Here is a 14,190-nt window from a genome sequence, read left to right on the forward strand (position 1 = left end):
CTACTCATGGTAGTTTACACGCTTTCTGCGGTGCGCTGCACGCGTTGTTCCGCTGGGCGGATCCGGAACCAGATCGCATACATCGCGGGCAGGAAGACGAGGGTGACGATCGTCCCGCCCAGCGTTCCGCCGATCAGCGTGTAGGCCAGCGTGCCCCAGAACACTGAGTGCGTCAGGGGAATGAACGCCAGCACGGCGGCCATGGCGGTCAGCAGGACCGGGCGCGCGCGCTGGACCGTTGCTTCAATCACCGCCTGGAACGGCTCGAGCCCCTCCTTCTGGTTATGATCGATTTGCCCGATCAGGATCAGCGTATTGCGCATAAGAATGCCGGAAAGGGCGATCAAACCGACCAGCGCGTTGATGCCAAACGGCTGATTGAAAATCAACAGCACGGGCGCTACGCCAATCAGCCCCAGCGGCGCGGTTAAGAACACCATTACCATCGCCGAGATTGAGCGCACCTGCAAAATGATGATCAGCAGCGTCAGGGCAATCATGATCGGGAACAGCGGCAACATGGCCTGCGTGGCTTTACCCGATTCCTCAATCGAACCCGCCATGTCGATACGGTACCCGGCCGGCAGCGCATCAACAATCGGCTGGAGCTGCTTCATGATGGCGACCGACACATCCGGTGGCTGAAGATGGTTAGCGATATCGCCCCGAACGGTTATCGTCGGCGTGCGATCGCGACGACGCAGGATCGGATCTTCCATGCCGACCTCAATCTTGCCGATTTGAGACAGCGGAACGCGCTGTCCCGCATTGCCGACAAGCGTGAACCCCTCGATTTTTTCCGGGTCAAGACGGATATCGCCCGCCGCGCGGCCAATCACCTCTACCGAGCGAATATCCTCCCGCACGGAGGTGACGGGCACGCCAGAGAGCAGGAACTGAAGCTGCTCGGCAACGGCACTGGAGGTTAAGCCGGTCGCCTGCAGGCGGTTTTGATCGAGGGTGAAATGCAGGACGGGAACGCGTGACCCCCAGTCGGTGTTGACGGTTCTCATCAACGGGCTTGCCTGAAGCACGGCTTTCACCTTATCAGCGATGTCATGCACCTGTTCGACATCCGGACCCGACACGCGCCAGGCAACCGGGAAGGGCGAGTAAGGGCCAAACACCAGCTGCGTCACACGCACGCGCGCTTCGGGCGCAAGGCCGTTGGCGACAGCGTCTCTCAGCCGGAGCTTGAGCGCCTCGCGTGACGTCTCGCTGTCCGTCAGGATCACGATTTTCGCAAAAGACGGGTCGGGCAGTTCAGGCGCCATCGCCAGATAAAAGCGGGGCGAACCCTGACCAATATAGGCGGTGACGATTTTGGCTTCCGGCTGCTGGCCCAGCCACGCTTCTATTTTGGCCGCTGCGGCGCTGGTTTGCGCTATCGAGGTACCGTAGGGCATCTGCACCTCAACCAGAACTTCCGGGCGATCGGATGTCGGGAAAAATTGTTTTTTCACCAGACCCATGCCGAGCACGGCCAGGATGAAAATGGCGACCACCGACCCGGCCACCCGCCATTTTCTGGCGATAACGCGGGCAAGCAGCTGGCGAAAACGGTTATAGCGAGGCGTGTTGTAGATGGCGGCATGACCCCCTTCTACTTTGGGGATCGCCGGCAGGATCTTCACCCCAAGATAGGGCGTGAACACCACCGCGACAAACCACGAGGCAATCAGGGCCAGGCCGACAATCCAGAACATATTGCTGGTGTATTCCCCGGCGGTGGACTGGGCAAAACCATTCGGCATAAAGCCAATGGCCGTCACCAGGGTTCCTGCCAGCATGGGCGCGGCGGTATGGCTCCAGGCGAAGGCCGAGGCTTTGATTCTGTCGTAACCTTCCTCCATTTTAACCACCATCATTTCGATGGCGATAATGGCATCATCAACCAGCAGGCCGAGGGCGAGGATCAGGGAGCCCAGCGTCACGCGGTCAAAGTTTATTCCCGCGGCTTCCATCACCACGAAAACGACCGCCAGCGTCAGCGGGACCGCCGCCGCAACAACCACCCCCACGCGCCAGCCCATGCTGACAAAACACACCACCATGACCACAAGCAGGGCGACGAAGAATTTAATCATGAACTCATCGACCGACGAGCGAATATTCACGGACTGGTCGGTAACTTTGGTCAGGGACATGCCAAGCGGCATGCTATCATTTATTTTTGCCGTTTCCGCATCCAGCGCTTTACCCAGCGCCAGACCGTTCCAGCCTTCACGCATCACGATGCCCAGCAGAAGGGCGGGCTCATGCTGATTGCGTATCAGCATCGTCGGGGGATCTTCGTAGCCTCGCTCAACCGTGGCCACATCGGACAGCTTGAGCGTTTTGCCCTGAGCAATAAAAGGCGTATCGCGGATTTTCTGCAGTTCATCGAACGCGCCGTCCAGGCGGATAAAAATCTGCGCGCCTCGGGTCTCAATGGAACCCGCCGCGGCTAGCGCGTTCTGGCTGTTGAGGGCGTTGAAAATATCCTGGGGCGAGAGCCCTATCGTCGCCAGACGGTCATGGGAGAAGGAGATATAAATCCGCTCGGCCTGTTCGCCGATAATGTTCACTTTCTTCACGCCGGGAACGTGCAGAAGCTGCTGGCGCATGCCTTCGGCATCGCGTACCAGCTGCCGCTGCGGTTCGCCTTTTGCTTTCAGGGCAAAGAGGGCAAAGGTGACATCCGAGAATTCGTCATTGATCATCGGGCCGATGACGCCCGCCGGAAGACGCTGCGATTCATCGCCAAGCTTCTTACGCGCCTGATAGAACTCCTCCTGCACTTCGGCAGGCGGGGTCTTGTCCTGCAATGACAACGTAATAAACGCCATGCCGGGACGGGTATAGGTTTCGGTACGGTCATACCATTTGAGTTCCTGCAGGCGCTTCTCCAGCGGTTCGGCGACCTGATCCTGGATCTCCTGCGCGGTGGCGCCCGGCCAGACGGTTATCACCGTCATCTGTTTTACCGTAAAGGGCGGATCTTCCGCGCGCCCGAGCCCAAAGAAGGCGTAAATTCCGGCAATCGTGACCAGAACGATCAGAAACAGCGTGACGGAACGTTCGCGGACGGCCAGCGCTGACAGGTTGAAGCGGCTTCCGCTCATGGTGTGTTCTCCGCCAGGATGGCATTGCGTTGTTTAGCAAGCCTGACGACCTCACCTTCGTGCAGAAGATGCGCGCCTAACGCAACAATCTTCTCACCGGGCTTCACCCCGCCCGTGACCTGCACCGCATCTTCACCCACGCTCAGCACCTTGACGGGCGTCCATGCGACCTTTGCCGGCTGGGCGGAAATACGCCAGACGCCCGGACCTTTTCCTGCATCATAGAGTGAGGCCAGCGGGACCTGCATGACCTGACCTTCTGCCTTATTGTCCTGAATGTTCAGCGTGACGGTCGCCCCCAGCGGCGCGTTCGCCAGCAGGCCATCCAGCACGTAGCGGGCTTCATACGTGCGGGTCGCGGCATCGGCCGAGTCAGACAGCAGGCGCAGCGTTGCGGTGACCGGGTGTTCTTCATTGCCATACAGCGTGGCCTGCGCTTCGCTGCCGACGGCAGGGCGCAGCGTTTCCGGAAGCTGGACCAGCGCTTCACGCTGTCCCGCTCTGGCGAGCCTGATCGTCACCTGTCCGGCACTGACGACCTGACCCGGCTCGGCGAGCGTCTCCACGACCACGCCGTCTGAATCCGCCAGCAGTACGGCATAGCCCGTGGCGTTTTGCGCTACGCTGGCCTGCGCCCGGGCGGCGCTGAGGTCGGCCCTGGCCGTATCGGCCGCCGCTTTGATCTGGTCATACTCCGAGGCAGACACGGCGCCGGACGCCACAAGTCCACGATAGCGCGCCTCATCGCTGGAGGCTTTTCGCGCGCGCGCCTGAGCCGCATCCACCGCGCGCTGCTGCGCCTGGGCCTGTAATTTCAGGTCAACCGGATCCAGGCGCAGCAGGGGCTGGCCCTGTTTGACGGTCTGCCCCGTATCGACCAGTCGCTCAAGGATTTTTCCCTGAACCCTGAAGCCTAAATCGCTTTGCGTTCTTGCGACCACCACGCCCGTGAAGGCGCGGGCGCTAGTGTTCGCTAGCTCGACGGAGGCGGATCTGACAAGCGGTGGCTTTGTGCGCGGATCGTCACTCGCGGAAATATCGCCGCATGCCACCAGGGCAAACGGCAGGAGACAAGCGGCAACGCGGGCTGAAGTGAGCCTGAGCATGGGAAACCTTTTTGACGTAACAGGACGGTATCCGCATTCTCTGACTAGTGACCAAAATTGTCAATGGTCACAAATTAGGGGGCCAGGCTTCTTAAAATCAGTGAAGAGAGAAGCACCGCCGCGGTGGGGGCCATTTCGAGGTTGTACTGCAGCTGAACGGGGTTAATGTAAGGGCACATCACCATGTAGACGGCACTGGTGACCTCATCCAGCGGCGTTTTTCTTTCGAACTCGCCGGCCTGCCTGCCTTCGATAATGATGCTCTCAATCAGCTTCATCAGACTTTCACTGTACTTTTGCGTGGAAGGCCACTGCTCCTGCGCGGCGACGGCGGCGATGTCGTATAGCTTACGGTCGTGGAAAAACAGCTCGCTTCCCGCCTCGGTGAGCGCTTTGAAAAGGCGGCGTAATTTTTCGCTTGCTGACGGCGCATCCTCGATGGCGGAAAGCACTGCCGCCATGATCAGCTCCAGGCGGTTAGCGCAGATCACCTCGCCGATAGCCTGTTTAGAATCGAAAAACTTATAGATGTAGGACTTTGAAAAACCGATAGATTTAGCCAGTTCGGCGACGGTGGTTTTTTCATAGCCGTAGTGACCGAAGTGCTCAAAAGCGGCTTCGACGATTTGCTCTCTGACAGCGTGGTCAAGTGGACCACGTGATGACGGGGGATTCATTTTTTTAGTCATTATTTAAGCTTAGCGTGACAGGCTACGATTAACAACGAGTGACCGTTTGGTACTTTGGTTACCGCCATTCACCATGAACCCTTCAGACGGGACGATCAACCAGGTGGGGTAAGTGTATCACTGTTTTTCGTGCACTATGGCATCTATCTGTCTGCGATAAGCGAGGATTTCAGCGCAACTCCCTTGCGCTGAACAGAGCCGTTTTTGCTTAAGCCGAGCGCGGGCGCAATATCTTTTCAACGATAAGCACCAGTCGCCTGCGCGTCACGAACCGGTGTAGCTGCCCCAGAAGCCAGTAACCGCATCCGGTAATCAGGTAGCTGCGGTTACTCTCCACGGCCTTCAACGCCAGGGTGACCACCTTGTCAGCGGGCATTCTTCTCCCTACCGAGGCTTCCTCAGCATTCACCACATCAAAAAAGGCCGTATCCGTTGCGCCGGGGCAAAGCGCCAGGACGCGGATACCCTTTGAGCGATATTCTCCCCACAGCGCGTTAGAAAACGAGAGCAGGAAAGCTTTGGTCGCGCCATAAATCGCCATATAGGGATCCGGTTGCATCGCGGCCGTTGAGGCAACGTTAATCATCACCCCGGAGCCTTTCTGGAGCATTCCCGGCAGCAAGGCGTGCGTCAGCGCCACGGGGGCCAGGCAGTTCACGTTTATCTCATCACGCTGCCTGTCGATTGACAGCTTTTCGAATGGCCCGTAGGTGGCAAACCCGGCGCAATTAATCAGAATGTCGGGGACGCGTCTTAAGGTTTCAAGCCGTTCCACAATGTGGGGAATGGCTTCCGGCTTCACTAAATCCTGCACGATAATCGTGATGGAGACGCCGTGCTTTTTGACCAACTCTGCGGCAAGCGCCTGCAGCTTTGGCTCGGAGCGGGCGACCAGGATCAAGGCCGTGCCGCGAGCGGCGAGCTGCCGGGCAAAATCACGGCCTATGCCCGACGACGCTCCGGTAATCAGCGCTGTTTTACCTGTATAATCAAAAGAATTCATATCTTTAATCCCGTTTCCCTGATGTATGCTGCACAGGATAAACCGTGCACTTAGGTACACGGTCAAGCGTGATTTTTACAAGGTGAGGGCGACGCGATGCGAATTGGTGAACTGTGTGCGAAAACGGGATTGTCGAAAGAGACGGTGCGTTACTATGAGCGACAGGGGCTGTTAGAGAATATCCCGCAGCCCAATCGCAGCAATAACTATAAAGTCTATTCCGCCGTCGATTTACAGCGTTTAAACATGATCAGGCATGCCAAAATGCTGGGCTTTACCTTAGCCGAAATTGCAGAGGTTTTAGCTGTCTGGGTTGACGACAACTTTACCGCTGAGCAAAAACAGGCGTCTCTGCGCCACAAGCTGCAGCAGCTTGAAGAGAAAGAAGCGGCGTTAATTGAACTCAAAGCCAGGTTGAAAAACGCTATTAATAAGGTCGGCCAGCCTTGCGTCGACACGTTTTGAGTGCCGGGTGAGAGGAGGCCGCTAAACCGATGCGGCCTTATCTGTCAGGCAGCCAGTTCAGGCATCTGTTCCTTCACGAAATTCAATACATTCCTCGCGTCGAGAGAGGCATAGGGCAGGCTCTCAATAATGGCGATTGAACGCGTATTGCCCACCGTTTCTTTTATCTCATCGAGTTTGTACTGAATGTGCGGCGCGATGAGGAAACCATCGAAAGCGGGAGCGACGCTGGCGAAGTTATCCAGCCCAACAGCGCTAATCATCAGCGGATAGCCTTCGCGTTCTGCCAGCGACTGCATTTTTTTGGCGAGAGAGTTTGCGGTATTACCAAACAAACAACAGATCAGAAGCTTTTTCATATTTTGTACCTCCTGAAAACCGCACACAGAGTAGTCCTGAGGTTGTCAGCGAAATGCGCGCTATCTCTTATTTTGGCGAGAAATCAACCGCAGCTGCCTGACGTGATTTAATTTAATGTTTTTTTAGCCAGTCGAGAAAAAACTGGCTAAAAGCCGTGACCTGAAGCGGCTGCAGTTTGCGCTGCGGGTAAACAAACTGCAGCCCGACATCTTTGCGATCGTATCGGCTAAAGCCAGTGAAGCTGTCGGCAAACAGCACCGTGAGCCTTCCGGTGTCAACATCGTCTTTGACGTCCCACCACGATTTCCCCGCGATGCCAGCTCCGCTGAGTGCCCACTGACGAAGCAAAGCCCCGTCGTCGCACACCATGGCAGGCTCTACGCGAACGACGCTTTCCTCGCCATCTTTTTCAAAGCGCCATTCGTTCATCACCACGCCCTGAGACTCAAGCGCCAGGCATCGGTGCTGAGCTAAATCGGCAAACGTGGCGGGGATGCCGCGTTCGTTAAGATACTCCCCGGAGGCGACCAGCACCCGATGGTTCGGACGGATGTTTCTGACGACAAGGCTGCTGTCCGGCAGGTTGCCAAAACGCACGCTCATATCCAGCCGGTTAGCGACCAGGTCCTCAACGTGTTCTCTTAGCGAGATGAAAAATTTAACGTCGGGATGGCGTCGGGAGAATTCCACGACGGCGGGGCTAAGATACTGTCTGCCAAAGTCCGAGGGCGCAGAAAGGCGAATGTTGCCGCTGAGCACGCCTTCCTTTTGCGTCAGTAACGACTCTGCGTGATGCACTTCTTCCAGCACGCGCAGCGCGGCATGGTAAAACTCTTCCCCGGCGCGGGTCAGCGTGATCGATCGCGTTGAGCGGTGAAACAGGCGCGTCTGGTAACGCTCCTCAATCGCCTTCAGCCTGGCCGTCATGGTGGCGGGAGAAAGCGACAGGCGTCGCCCGGCGGCAGAAAGACCGCCGGCCTCGGCAACTTCCACCAGTAACGCCATGTCTTCGAGTTTACCCATTATTCATATTTTCCGAAAAGTGCATCTACTTTTAGCGTAATTATCAAAATCAGATGCCGACTGTAAAGTGATTTCATCCAAACCATAAGGCTGAAAACATGCAACGTATCTCACTTTTTGAACCGCAGGAAATTGTCCGCGCGTTACGTAATATTCTATTGAGGGACATTATGAAATTTTCTACGTATTTCAATTCGACGGTAGCGATGGTTTTTCTTACAGCTCTGTCGGGCACCGCGTATTCGGCACAGGCAGAATGGGTAAAGCCGAAACAGCTTATAGTGGACAACAGCCTGCCGCAGGCGAAATTAAAGGCGAATGAAGCTGTCGCCAGAGAATATGCCTCATTCTGGAATACGGGTAATGAAACCCTGGCGCGTAATGCCCTGGCGGTAAACTTTATTGATAAAACGCCTCCGGGAGAGCGTAAGCAGGGTCCCGAAGGCGCTATTTTAGCCTCCCGGGCGTTTCGTACCGCTGTGCCTGATTTGCGCTGTGACGTTGAGCAAATGATTATTTCAGGCGATCGCGTGGTTTCACATTTACATTTTCACGGCACATTCACCGGGACATTTGGAAAGCTGAAAGGAAAGGGGCAGAAAATAGATTTTATCGCCACCGATATTTATGAGATCGCTGACGGTAAGATTGTGGCTAACTGGCATATTGAGGACAACCTGACGCTGATGAAACAGGTGGGCGCCCTGTAAATTCATCACTCCGGGGCGGCCCGGAGTGATGCGAAAATCCTATAAGCCAAGATCGCTCAGCGAAGGGTGATCGTCCGGGCGTCTGCCCAGCGGCCAGTGGAACAGCCGCTCAGAGGCTTTGATCGGCATATCGTTTACGCAGGCATAGCGGCGCTTCATCAGTCCGTCCGGCTCGAACTCCCAGTTTTCATTGCCGTAAGAGCGGAACCAGTTGCCGGAATCATCATGCCATTCATAGGCATAGCGCACCGCGATCCGGTTCTCCGTAAACGCCCAGAGCTCTTTAATCAGACGATAGTCCAGCTCTTTTTTCCATTTCCGCTCCAGAAACGCCTGCGCCTCTTCACGGTTGGTGGCGAACTCTGCGCGGTTGCGCCATTGGGTATCCAGCGAATAGGCAAGCGCGACTTTCGCCGGGTCGCGGCTGTTCCAGCCATCTTCTGCCAGTCTGACTTTTTCGATAGCGCTTTCACGGGTGAAGGGCGGTAAAGGAGGACGTGTGTTCATTGCGATTACCTCTGTGTGATATGATGTAGACAGATCTGTCTACTTGCGGTAATCTATGCCTGTAAAATAACGCTGTCAACATTCTTTTTGAGGCTACCCAAAAGTGAAAACCGAACCCGCAGGCCACGATACTAAAATCAGCGTCAGAGATAAGATATTACTCACGGCACACGATCTGTTTTATTCCATGGGCTTCAGGGCGACGGGGGTGGATACGCTGATTAAAGCGTCTAAAGTGACCAAGGTGACTTTCTATCGGTATTTTCCGAGTAAGAGCTTGCTTATTCTGGCCTATTTGCACTATCGGCATGAAATATGGATTAACTGGTTTGAGGCCACGCTGCGTCGACATCTCGATGAAGGCGAAATACCTGCTGATGCGATATCTGCAACGCTTCACGAATGGTTTATTTCGCCCGAGTTCCACGGCTGCGCGTTTATTAACGCCAGCGCAGAGGCAAAATCGGAAGATATTGAAAGTGAAATAAAAGAGATATGCCGCAATCATAAATGCGAGACAAAGAAAATTATTGCCTTGCTGACGAAGAATTCTGATGAGCGCGTCGTCAATGAAATCATGCTGCTCATTGACGGCGCAATTATTCATGCACAGATGGGCATGGATACGGATGATGTCGTCACTTCGTTGAAGAGGGCATTAGCCGCAGCGTTATTAGTGGGAAAATAATGTTTACACCTGCGACGACTGACAAACGTCCGCAACACAACAACACTTAGCGTTGAATAACCTTCACACCGGGAATGAGCAAATGGCCTATAACCGTACTTTCGCCCTCGATATAAGCTGGAAAACGCTGCTGAAAGACGCGGGGCTTGAGCCAGAACGCATTCTCCGCAGGGCAGGATTACCTGATGATCTCTTTTTGCAAAAAACGCGCGGACTCGATACGGATGAATACATCCGCTTCTGGAACGCGCTGGAGGCAGAAACGAACGATCCCGCCTTTCCCGTACCACTTATTGAATCGATCTCTGCGGATATATTCGATCCGCCACTTTTTGCCGCACTGTGTAGTAGCAATATGATGCAGGCTGTCCAGCGTCTGGCCAGATATAAACAGCTTATTGCTCCCATGGTTCTGGAGACAACGGTCGACCCAAACGGCAACCTTACCGTTTCACCGCGCTGGCTTTTTGCGACAGCTCTCCCGCCGTTTCTGCAGGTGGCAGAGCTGGGCTTCCTGCTCAAGCTTCTGCGGCTGGGGACCCGCGAACCCGTTAACCCCTTACGAATCTGCGTTTCTGCGCTACCGTCAGCGGTTCAGAACAGCCACTTTTCGCGTTTCTTTGGTACTGACGTGCAATACGGAGAACAGCCTGCCATCAGCTTTTCCGCAGCCGATGCGCTTCGGCCATTTTTAACGGTAAATGAGGGGATGTGGCAGGTATTTGAACCGGAACTGCAGCGTCGTCTCGGTCAGTTAAATGAACAGGCTTCAACCGCCGAGCGCGTTCGTGCGGTACTCCTGGAACTTATTCCCGGTAACGAAGCGACAATTGAAAAAGCGGCGGAGCGTCTGGGAATGAGCAAACGCACGCTGCAGCGCAGGCTTGAGCAGGAAGGGGATAATTTCCGCAATCTTGTCAACGGGTGTCGTGAACACCTGGCCCGTCATTATCTTCGCAATACGCGTCTTTCCGGGTATGAGATCGCATTTTTGTTGGGTTTCGAAGATCCTAATTCATTCTATCGCGCATTTATGACCTGGACGGGCCAGACTCCTGAAGCGGCCAGAACAGCCATGCGCCTTGAATAAATCCGGGCATAATTACCGCTATAATGGCGCATTTTGCGAGTCATATGGCGCGATACGCTAGTTAACGTTGGGCCGAGGGAGGGCAAACTAACGACAGTCTACTCACCGAGGTAATTATGTTTACTCAGGACAAGAAAACCGCGCTGGTCACCGGTGCATCGTCAGGTATGGGCAAAGTCATCGCCCGTCGTCTTATTCAGGATGGCTATCAGGTTTATGCCGCTGCCCGTAGCGTTGAGAAAATGAACGATCTCGCCCAGCTTGGCGCGCGCCCTCTGCGGATGGATATCTCACGTGATGAAGACATTTTGGCTGCAGTGGATACCATCGTGTCGCAGACGGGTGGGGTTGACGTACTGGTCAACAATGCGGGTTTTGGGCTTTATGGACCGGTAGAAGAGATCGGTATTGATGAAGCTCGCTATCAGTTTGAGGTTAACGTGTTTGGCGCAGCCCGCCTTACGCAGCTGCTGATCCCGGCCATGCGCGCCAGACGCAGTGGTTACATTATTAACATCACTTCTATAGGAGGGAAAATTTACACCCCTCTGGGAGCCTGGTACCACGCAACGAAACATGCGCTTGAAGGATGGTCTGACTGTCTGCGTCTTGAAGTGGCTGAATTTGGCATTAAGGTTGTGATTGTTGAACCGGGTTTAATCGAGACAGGCTTTGGTGATGTGGTCAGCGGCAATTTTGTCAAACGTTCAGCAAGTGGCCCTTATGGTCATCTGGTAGCGAACGTGGCTAACTCGGTCAAAAATGCTTATGGAAATGGCAGAGGCAGCGATCCGAAGGTGATTGCGGACGTGGTTGCCCGCGCGGTTAAAAGCCCGCATCCGCGTACACGCTATGCAGCCGGCAAGTATGCCAGGATGCTCATCGGCATGCGCGTCTGGTTGGGTGACCGTCTGTTCGATCGCATTATTCTTAGCCAGACCCGATGACCTGAGCGCCGAGGATTAAAAAACCTCGGCGCCGCATGTGCCGCTACACAACGCTGTAAACCCCCGCGCCCCAGTAACCCTTGCCCTGACGAGTCTGTTCTTTCCAGCCTGATGCGATCAGTTCTTTTGCAATAAACCGATTGATGATCCCATGCCCCATGAGCAAGACGGGGCCATCGGAGTCCTTAGCCGCCGTCACGAGGATCTCAGCCGCCTTAGCGGCACGTTTTTTTGCGACGCTTACGCACTCTGCTTCGCCAGACAGGCCGCAGAGCCAAAGAACGCGAAACAGCGCCGCCCAGTAAAAAGGCGACAACCGTAACCCTGGGATACGAAATACCGGCAGTTCCGCTTCCCGAAAAACCTCATCAATTAAACCCGGTTCACACCCCAGCGTTTTCAACGATGAAAGGGCTCGCGGGAGAGGGCTGCTGAGAAACGTGAGCGCGCGGTACGCGAGGATTTGAGCTATCTCCGAAGGTCTGTCGCTGCCTGTTGAAGAGCGGTTATAGCTGTCGATCCACTCAGCCATTTGCCTGTACGATACTTTTGGCTCACCCCTGTGCTGAGGTTCTCCATGCCGCATCAAAATAATTTCCATATGTTTTTATCACCCATCATCCCTTCATCAGCGGCAGAGTAGCGCGATCGGATGAGGTTTTTCACCCACCCGTTTTAGTGTGTCTGAACCTGGAGCGTACTTAGCAGACCTATCAGTCTGTAAAATATTTTCATGCGCGCGTATTCTGTGAGAAAGCGCTGAGCATAACCATTTAGGGTAAAGGAAACGAAAAAATGAGAACTCAGAAAAGATGCCTGGGCTGTGTGGCTATTGTGGTTGATGACTACGATCGTGCCATTGAATACTACACGGACAAGCTGGGTTTTACCCTCGTTGAAGATACGCCTCAGCCCGGTAAACGCTGGGTGGTCGTCTCACCCAACCCGGAAAGCGACTGCAATATTTTGCTGGCTCGTGCGTCTAACGAGAGGCAGGAAAGCTTTATCGGCAATCAATGCGGCGGCAGAGTTTTCCTCTTCCTTCAGACTGATGATTTTTGGCGCGATTACCGTGCCATGAAAGACAAAGGCGTTCATTTCTGCGAAGAACCTCGTGAGGAAGAGTACGGTACGGTGGTGGTATTTGAAGATATTTACGGCAACCGCTGGGATCTCTATCAAAATGCCCAGCGCGGTTGATTACCAGGGATACTTTTCATGACTCTTCGAATTCGACAGGCCACCGGGGCCGATGCAGCGCTTTTAAGCGAGCTGGGATACCGAATCTACCCCGCCCATTTTCAGCATTTGTGGGTGTCAGGGGCAGAGATGAAGGATTTTCTGCATGGCGATTACGCGCTTTCCGTACTTGAACAGAGCCTGAAAGATAACGCTGTTTCCTGGTATGTTGCCGAGACCGATCGGCCCGTGGGATTCATGAAAGTGACCTGGGAGGCCATGATTCCAGAAACGGATAAGCAGGGCGTGCTCCTCAACAAGCTTTACCTCGATCCCGCCGAGACCGGCAAGAACTTCGGTCAGGTGATGTTCAACAGCATCACCGACATGGCCCGGCGCAGGGGGAAGGAGTATCTCTGGCTGGAAGTGCTGGAGCAGAACGTTGGAGCGCACCGGTTCTACCGGAAGCAGGGCATGCTCTGCGTTAAGAACGTCCTTTTCGAAACCGCTTCACAGCAGAGCATTCTCAGAATTATGGGGATGTCGCTTTAGGGCGACTCTCGTCGCGCTGTGCCAGCGATAGCGCGCTGGCGCTGGCGGGGTCGAACAATGAGATGCTCTCGATCTGATTGAGTAAAATCACCTTCCGGAATGACATGGCGCTTCTGGGTTCGGAGTCGAGCGTGATGTCATGCTCCGCATACCACTTGCTGTAATTATTCTCGATGCGAAAGTTCATCGTCTTCGCGTCTCTGTACCCGCTTAACATCGGGATCAGCACAATATTGGCCGTTTTTTCATATTCCAGCGTCGCGGTGTGGATCATGCCGACGTAAATCCGTCTGGACCGGAGCGTGACCTGCGCCAGTTCGCCTTGCTCCATACACTGGTAAAGCAGTTGTTCAATACCGCTCGACTGCGCCAGACGCTTGTAGAGCTTTTTCCGGCTTTCGCCGTCCAGGCTGGCGCTGCCTGCCCAGTTAGAGCGGTAGAGGCAAAACAGAATGGCAAACGCCAGCATCACGACCACCGGCGCCTGAATGCCTAAAAAGCTCCAGTTCATAAAGTCGATTTGCCAGTCGGTATATTTCGGCGAGGCAAAGTGAAAAGCGTTATTGGCGGCGGAAAGGGCGAGCAGCAGCACCCAGAGCAGACCGGTGGCAATCACGCCCTGCAGAACGAAAATACAGCCGTACAGCGCCACAAGAAAATAGACGTCCCAGCCGAAGGAACGCTTGATTTTAAAGCGGGTCGACAGGTCGCGGCTGGTGTACCAGTACCCGCATACCATCAGCACCATAAATATCGCCGTTCCCATA

At 54.8% G+C, this 14,190-nt stretch carries 16 protein-coding genes; 7 read left to right on the forward strand and 9 right to left on the reverse strand.

What is annotated here, in order from left to right; genetic code table 11:
- Nucleotides 1-14: 14 nt before the first annotated feature.
- The 4 genes from N037_RS04170 to N037_RS04185 form a co-directional block, all read right to left on the reverse strand.
- On the reverse strand, nucleotides 15-3,104 hold the full coding sequence (locus tag N037_RS04170) for an efflux RND transporter permease subunit (protein ID WP_032639252.1): 3,090 nt from the start codon (nucleotides 3,102-3,104) through the stop codon (nucleotides 15-17).
- The gene (locus N037_RS04175) at nucleotides 3,101-4,210 is read right to left on the reverse strand and encodes an efflux RND transporter periplasmic adaptor subunit (RefSeq protein ID WP_032639254.1); all 1,110 of its coding nucleotides are present in this window, start codon (nucleotides 4,208-4,210) and stop codon (nucleotides 3,101-3,103) included. The genes N037_RS04170 and N037_RS04175 overlap by 4 nt, the downstream gene beginning before the upstream one ends.
- A 74-nt stretch (nucleotides 4,211-4,284) precedes the next feature.
- Complete coding sequence (locus tag N037_RS04180) at nucleotides 4,285-4,899, reverse strand: TetR/AcrR family transcriptional regulator (protein ID WP_032639256.1); 615 nt, start codon at nucleotides 4,897-4,899, stop codon at nucleotides 4,285-4,287.
- A gap of 208 nt (nucleotides 4,900-5,107) precedes the next feature.
- The gene (locus N037_RS04185) at nucleotides 5,108-5,902 is read right to left on the reverse strand and encodes an SDR family NAD(P)-dependent oxidoreductase (protein ID WP_032639258.1); all 795 of its coding nucleotides are present in this window, start codon (nucleotides 5,900-5,902) and stop codon (nucleotides 5,108-5,110) included.
- Between the two features lie 96 nt (nucleotides 5,903-5,998).
- On the opposite strand from N037_RS04185, the gene N037_RS04190 reads away from it, so the two are divergent.
- Entirely contained in the window at nucleotides 5,999-6,367 is a 369-nt protein-coding gene (locus N037_RS04190) for a MerR family transcriptional regulator (protein WP_032639260.1), read from the forward strand.
- A 44-nt stretch (nucleotides 6,368-6,411) separates the two neighbouring features.
- Here the strand turns inward: N037_RS04190 and N037_RS04195 are convergent, their stop codons facing one another.
- Together N037_RS04195 and N037_RS04200 are read right to left on the reverse strand one after the other, a co-directional pair.
- Entirely contained in the window at nucleotides 6,412-6,726 is a 315-nt protein-coding gene (locus N037_RS04195; protein WP_032639262.1) for a PTS sugar transporter subunit IIB, read from the reverse strand.
- Nucleotides 6,727-6,838: 112 nt separating this feature from the next.
- Nucleotides 6,839-7,750 carry a LysR family transcriptional regulator gene (locus tag N037_RS04200; RefSeq protein ID WP_032639264.1) on the reverse strand — a complete coding sequence of 304 codons (912 nt, stop codon included), beginning with the start codon at nucleotides 7,748-7,750 and terminating at the stop codon, nucleotides 6,839-6,841.
- A gap of 170 nt (nucleotides 7,751-7,920) precedes the next feature.
- Between N037_RS04200 and N037_RS04205 the strand changes: the two genes are divergently transcribed.
- Nucleotides 7,921-8,460 carry an ester cyclase gene (locus N037_RS04205; RefSeq protein WP_032639375.1) on the forward strand — a complete coding sequence of 180 codons (540 nt, stop codon included), beginning with the start codon at nucleotides 7,921-7,923 and terminating at the stop codon, nucleotides 8,458-8,460.
- A 39-nt stretch (nucleotides 8,461-8,499) separates the two neighbouring features.
- On the opposite strand, the gene N037_RS04210 is transcribed toward N037_RS04205, so the two are convergent.
- A complete protein-coding gene (locus tag N037_RS04210) occupies nucleotides 8,500-8,967 on the reverse strand; it encodes a nuclear transport factor 2 family protein (RefSeq protein WP_032639266.1) in 468 nt (155 codons plus the stop codon).
- A gap of 103 nt (nucleotides 8,968-9,070) precedes the next feature.
- Here N037_RS04210 and N037_RS04215 point away from each other — a divergent pair, with 103 nt between their 5' ends.
- The 3 genes from N037_RS04215 to N037_RS04225 all read left to right on the forward strand — a co-directional run bounded on the left by N037_RS04215 (nucleotide 9,071) and on the right by N037_RS04225 (nucleotide 11,692).
- Nucleotides 9,071-9,655: a TetR/AcrR family transcriptional regulator gene (locus N037_RS04215; protein WP_032639268.1), complete on the forward strand. Its 585-nt coding sequence runs from the start codon at nucleotides 9,071-9,073 to the stop codon at nucleotides 9,653-9,655.
- A gap of 82 nt (nucleotides 9,656-9,737) precedes the next feature.
- Nucleotides 9,738-10,745, forward strand: a complete 1,008-nt coding sequence (locus N037_RS04220; RefSeq protein ID WP_032639271.1) for an AraC family transcriptional regulator — start codon at nucleotides 9,738-9,740, stop codon at nucleotides 10,743-10,745.
- A gap of 116 nt (nucleotides 10,746-10,861) precedes the next feature.
- Nucleotides 10,862-11,692 (forward strand): oxidoreductase, encoded by an 831-nt coding sequence (locus N037_RS04225; protein ID WP_023335604.1) that lies wholly within the window; start codon nucleotides 10,862-10,864, stop codon nucleotides 11,690-11,692.
- Nucleotides 11,693-11,735: 43 nt separating this feature from the next.
- Here N037_RS04225 and N037_RS04230 read toward each other — a convergent pair whose 3' ends face one another.
- A complete protein-coding gene (locus tag N037_RS04230) occupies nucleotides 11,736-12,278 on the reverse strand; it encodes a hypothetical protein (RefSeq protein WP_032639377.1) in 543 nt (180 codons plus the stop codon).
- Nucleotides 12,279-12,487: 209 nt separating this feature from the next.
- Between N037_RS04230 and N037_RS04235 the strand changes: the two genes are divergently transcribed.
- Both N037_RS04235 and N037_RS04240 read left to right on the forward strand, forming a co-directional pair.
- Complete coding sequence (locus N037_RS04235) at nucleotides 12,488-12,892, forward strand: VOC family protein (RefSeq protein ID WP_032639272.1); 405 nt, start codon at nucleotides 12,488-12,490, stop codon at nucleotides 12,890-12,892.
- An 18-nt stretch (nucleotides 12,893-12,910) separates the two neighbouring features.
- The gene (locus tag N037_RS04240) at nucleotides 12,911-13,423 is read left to right on the forward strand and encodes a GNAT family N-acetyltransferase (RefSeq protein ID WP_032639274.1); all 513 of its coding nucleotides are present in this window, start codon (nucleotides 12,911-12,913) and stop codon (nucleotides 13,421-13,423) included.
- Here the strand turns inward: N037_RS04240 and N037_RS04245 are convergent.
- Nucleotides 13,404-14,189 carry a hypothetical protein gene (locus N037_RS04245; protein ID WP_032639277.1) on the reverse strand — a complete coding sequence of 262 codons (786 nt, stop codon included), beginning with the start codon at nucleotides 14,187-14,189 and terminating at the stop codon, nucleotides 13,404-13,406. The genes N037_RS04240 and N037_RS04245 overlap by 20 nt on opposite strands.
- Between the last annotated feature and the right edge of the window lies 1 nt (nucleotide 14,190).

The sequence above is a fragment of the Enterobacter sp. EGD-HP1 genome, from assembly GCF_000733275.2.
In the GTDB taxonomy this organism is placed as follows: Bacteria; Pseudomonadota; Gammaproteobacteria; order Enterobacterales; family Enterobacteriaceae; genus Enterobacter.